The 4617-nt window shown below is 43.7% G+C and carries 6 protein-coding genes; all 6 read right to left on the bottom strand.

The genetic code is table 11. The features are described from left to right. Positions 1-338: ABC transporter permease (locus LD39_RS02100; RefSeq protein WP_035542389.1), on the bottom strand; the 338-nt coding region annotated here is incomplete at its 3' end. A gap of 16 nt (positions 339-354) precedes the next feature. Then, positions 355-1296 carry an ABC transporter permease gene (locus tag LD39_RS02105; protein WP_035542384.1) on the bottom strand — a complete coding sequence of 314 codons (942 nt, stop codon included), beginning with the start codon at positions 1294-1296 and terminating at the stop codon, positions 355-357. 84 nt (positions 1297-1380) lie between these two features. Next, positions 1381-2946 (bottom strand): ABC transporter substrate-binding protein, encoded by a 1566-nt coding sequence (locus tag LD39_RS02110; protein WP_035542386.1) that lies wholly within the window; start codon positions 2944-2946, stop codon positions 1381-1383. Between the two features lie 158 nt (positions 2947-3104). Beyond that, on the bottom strand, positions 3105-3401 hold the full coding sequence (locus tag LD39_RS02115; protein WP_052158692.1) for a VanZ family protein: 297 nt from the start codon (positions 3399-3401) through the stop codon (positions 3105-3107). 209 nt (positions 3402-3610) lie between these two features. Further along, positions 3611-4213 carry a pyroglutamyl-peptidase I gene (locus tag LD39_RS02120; RefSeq protein ID WP_035542388.1) on the bottom strand — a complete coding sequence of 201 codons (603 nt, stop codon included), beginning with the start codon at positions 4211-4213 and terminating at the stop codon, positions 3611-3613. 19 nt (positions 4214-4232) lie between these two features. After that, positions 4233-4617 (bottom strand): formyltetrahydrofolate deformylase (locus LD39_RS02125; RefSeq protein WP_035542392.1); only part of this gene is annotated, 385 nt, incomplete at its 5' end.

Raw genomic sequence — 4617 nt, forward strand, 5'->3', positions numbered from 1 at the left:
AAGCGAGACAACACGGCATCGACCCATTTTCCATAATAACCAGCGACGACTCCGATGATTGTTCCAAGTACGAAAGAAAGACCGACGGAAATGATTCCGACTTGCAATGAAATTCTTGTTCCATAAATGATCCGACTCAAAATATCGCGGCCGAACTGATCGGTCCCTAACAAGTGAGCAAAGCTAGGTCCTGCAAGTCTTGCCTCCGGTGACATTTTGTACGGATCGTAGGGAGCAATGACAGGAGCGGCAATCGCCAAAATAATCAAGGCTAACGTCATAAACAAACCGAACATCGCAATTTTATTCTTCTTTAATTGATACCACAGGTCTGACACCCATGATCCCTCCTTCCTAGTAACGAATCTGCGGATTTAGAAATCCATAAATGACATCGACGATCAAGTTGACAATGACAAAAGCGCTGGCGATAAATAATATCGTGCCTTGCAGCAGTGCGTAATCACGGTTGGTAATTGCCGATAACGCCAGCTGACCGACACCAGGCAATCCGAAAATTTGCTCAATGACAACCGAACCGCCGAGCAAATAGCCGGTTTGAATCCCTAGAACGGTCACTACTGGAATCAATGCATTCTTAATCGCATGCTTCCATATCAACCGCTGACTGGAGACCCCTTTGGCCCGTGCCATTTTGATATATTCCTGGTTCGTCACCTCAAGCATGGAGGAACGCGTCATCCGCATCGCCACGGCTCCTACCGCGGTTCCAAGTGCAATCGCAGGTAAAATCATACTCTTTAAATTCCCCCAAACACTTTCGTACAGTCCGACAAAGCCTCCTGATGGAAACCACCCTGCATATAAAGATAAGAAGAGAATCATTAATGTTCCGAGCCAAAAGTTCGGAATGGAAATCCCAAGCATCCCAAAAAAACTGGCACTATAATCAAACTTGCTGTTTCTTCTCAAAGCCGCGATTGTTCCAAGCGGAATCGCTAATATAACAGCGATGACAACGCTCAGAATCGCCAACTCAATGGTAATTGGTAATCGAGCTAAAATCGCCTGTAATACCGGGGTATTCGTAAATTGAGAATATCCAAAATCTCCTTTTATCACATTGCCTAACCATAAAATATACTGCTGGATCAGTGGTTCATCCAATCCATATTTCGCACGCAGCGCTTCTGCCTGCCCAGGGGTATAACTGTTCCCAAGCATGGCTGTTACGGTATCTCCAGGGACAAGCCGAACGATGAAAAACGCGACGATAGAAATTCCGAACAACACGGGAATGGATATAAGCAGTCGCTTAATGACGTATTGAATCACCTTTTTTCTCCCTCCTGTACGGTAGAATTCCTAAGAATGAAGGAAAAAGCGGCCTTGAATAAAAGGTCGCTTATCCCCTTAGTCCTACTCTTCGATTTTCGTCTTTTCAAGTGATTTAGTCGTTACAGTCGGAGCTACTTCAAAGCCTTTGACTCGCTCACGAATCGCTGAAATGTGTGGATTCGCATAAAGGAAGACCATCGGTGCATCTTCAGCAATGATTTTTTGAGCTTTGTCGTAGATTTCTTTACGCTTTTCCTGGTCCATTTCTTGACGGCCTTGCTCAAGCAGCTCGTCTACTTCTGGATTAGAGTAGTTTTGCTGGTTGTACATCCCATCCGTGTGGAAGATGTTGTATAAGAATTCATCAGGATCGACGAATCCAACCCAGCCGACAACCGTCATCTCAAAGTCACCAGCGCCAAGTGCTTCAAAGAAGACACTTTTCTCTTGGGAAACGACTTCAACATTAATGCCAACATCCTTCAGTTGCTGCTTGATTACTTGGGCTGCATCGATTTGATATTGGTTCGTACCCACTTTCATTTTCAGATCAAGTCCATCGCCATAGCCTGCTTCTTCTAGCAACTGCTTCGCTTTCTCTGGATCCGGCTCAGGATAGATTTCTTCATCTAAGTGAGCCCAGTGGTTTTCAGGAATGTTTCCGCTTAAGAGTGGAGACGCTTCGCCGAACTTAACGGCTTCGTTAATCGCATTGCGATCTGTCGCCCACGCAATCGCTTGACGAACCTTCTTCTCAGCAAGAGGCCCTTCTTTCGTATTTAGTCCAACATATTCCCAATACGTTCCTGGCACAGTTTCAACATTGACTCCTTCAGCTTTTTCCATCAGCTTGATATCTTTTGGTTCCGCTTGCAAAATGATATCAATTTCGCCGTTACGAATGGCTGTGGAGCGCGCTGTTTCATCTGGAATTGAACGCCATACCACTTTATCTAAGTAAGGTAAACCTTCTTTAAAGTAATCATCAAATTTCTCAAGTTCCATCTCCTGGTCCTTCGTCCAATTTACGAGCTGGAAGGCACCGCTTCCCGCATCCGCATTGGACAGGTCGCCATCATTTTCTTCAACGATCGTCTTGTTTACAATCGCATTCATTGGATTGGCAAGAAACGTTACAAAAGGAGCTACCGGCTTGTCCAATGTCACGACAACTTCCGTTTCAGACGGTGTTTCAATACTCTTCAGCGCATCAAATTGAGCTTTTCTGACTTCACTGTCAATGATGCGTTCGATGGAATACTTCACATCTTCAGAAGTAAGCTTATCTCCATTGTGGAACTTCACCCCATCATGAAGCGTAAATGTGTAAGTCTTGCCATCCTCAGAGATTTCGTAATCCTTTACAAGTTCTCCTTCGACTTCGCCGTAAGCATCACTCTTATAACGGAACAACGTATTGTACATATTCTCGATATAACGCATAGAAGCCGCGTCCGTCACGGTGTGCGGATCCAAGCTCTGCGCATCCGTCAAGTCGGTGATCGTCAATGTCCCACCTTCACTTCCGCCGGACGAAGAGTCCCCACCTTCTTCATTTCCTGAACTGGTTGTCTTAGTAGGATCTTGACACCCAGATAGAATCATAGTGAAAAGTACGAGCAACATCACCCAATAACGTTTTTTCATCTTGTTCCTCCTCTGAATAATTTTTCAGTAAATTTAAAAAATACAGTAAATTTATTGTATAAAAGATCGAATCATGATGATATGTAAGTAAACACGAATATAAAACTTATTTTTTATAGGATTTCCCAAAAAATAAGACTGTCTATGATTAAGACAGTCTACGCATCGACAATAGCCGATTCCTTCTTTTCTTTAAAATTCCAATGATGGACCAGCCACCAGGCGATCCATACCCCACCCCAATCCTTCACTAAATCAATCGCAGTAAACGAACGGTCGACGACATAGAGTTGATGGACTTCATCCACAAATCCATACGTCATCGCCAGGAAAGCGGCAAGTACGTTCGTCTTCTTAGAAAACTTTCCATTCGCAATTAAAGCTAACACAACCAGCAAATAAAGAAATGCAAATTCTACGACGTGTAAGCTTTCAAACACCGTATTTACTGTCATGGTAGAACACCTAGAAATCTTTTAATCTCTTCGATGGAATGACTCGATTGGATCCAAATGAGGATCATATAGAAGATGGGTAACGCAGTGAATAGTATTCTTTTTACCATCTGAGCACCTCTTTCTTTAAACCTACTAATTAGTATGGAAAGAGATCCTTAGACTTATACAAAAAAGCCTCCGAATCTATTTCGGAGGCTTCTACTACATTAGAGGACTTGTATGATTTCCTTTACCGCATTCGTCAAATCTTCCTGCGACCAGCTAGGTAAATTGCTATGATCAACAGCGAGTTCATGCGAGGCTGGCATATGGACAAAACCACATGGTACGCTTCGTTGGTGTTCACGAAAATGGTACAGCCCTTGATACATAACGTGATTACATAAGTAAGTGCCAGCCGTGTTTGATATTTCAGCAGGGTAACCTCGGTCGATTAACCGCTCCACAAAGGCCTGTATAGGTAAGGTTGAAAATAATCCGTCTGGACCATCTTTCATAATTGGCTCTCCATCTGGTGTATGACCATGATTATCCTTATCTTTGCTTTCATCACAATTAATCGCAATGCGTTCAGGCGTTAGTTTGTGACGTCCGGCAGCGAGACCTAGTGAAAGCACGACATCTGGCTGAACTTCTTCGATATAGTGAAGAAGCTCTTCACCTGATTTTTCATAATTGACGCTCAGCACTTTTCCTATGATCGTTAAGCCGTTGAGCTCCATTCCATCCAATTCACGAACGATTTGTTGAGTAGGGTTGATGGAAAAATTGAGAAAGGGCTCGAAACCAGTGAGCAGTAATTTTCTCATCGAGCTGCCTCCTTTCTACTTAAAAAACAATCGTCTTATTCTCATGCACAATTACACGGTCTTCAAGGTGCCATTTCACTCCGCGGGCAAGGACGCTTCGTTCAATCAAACGGCCTTTTTTCTTCAAATCAGCTACGTTGTTGCGGTGATCGACGCGGATCACATCCTGTTCAATAATTGGCCCTTCATCCAAATCATCCGTCACGTAGTGGGAAGTGGCACCAATCAATTTCACGCCGCGATCGTAGGCACGTTTGTGTGGACTAGCTCCTACGAAAGCAGGTAAAAATGAGTGATGAATGTTGATGATGCTTGATGGGTATGTCGCAACAAACTTCGGAGTCAAAATTTGCATGTAACGAGCTAAAACAATGAGGTCGATGTCATACTCCTCCATCAATTCC

Source organism: Halobacillus sp. BBL2006, from assembly GCF_000786645.1.
Classification (GTDB): domain Bacteria; phylum Bacillota; class Bacilli; order Bacillales; family Halobacillaceae; genus Halobacillus.

Excerpts from the sequence above, each read along its gene's own strand:
- LD39_RS02110 (WP_035542386.1), bottom strand. The coding sequence starts at position 2,946 with ATGAAAAAACGTTATTGGGTGATGTTGCTCGTACTTTTCACTATGATT.
- LD39_RS02115 (WP_052158692.1), bottom strand. The coding sequence starts at position 3,401 with ATGACAGTAAATACGGTGTTTGAAAGCTTACACGTCGTAGAATTTGCA.
- LD39_RS02120 (WP_035542388.1), bottom strand. The coding sequence starts at position 4,213 with ATGAGAAAATTACTGCTCACTGGTTTCGAGCCCTTTCTCAATTTTTCC.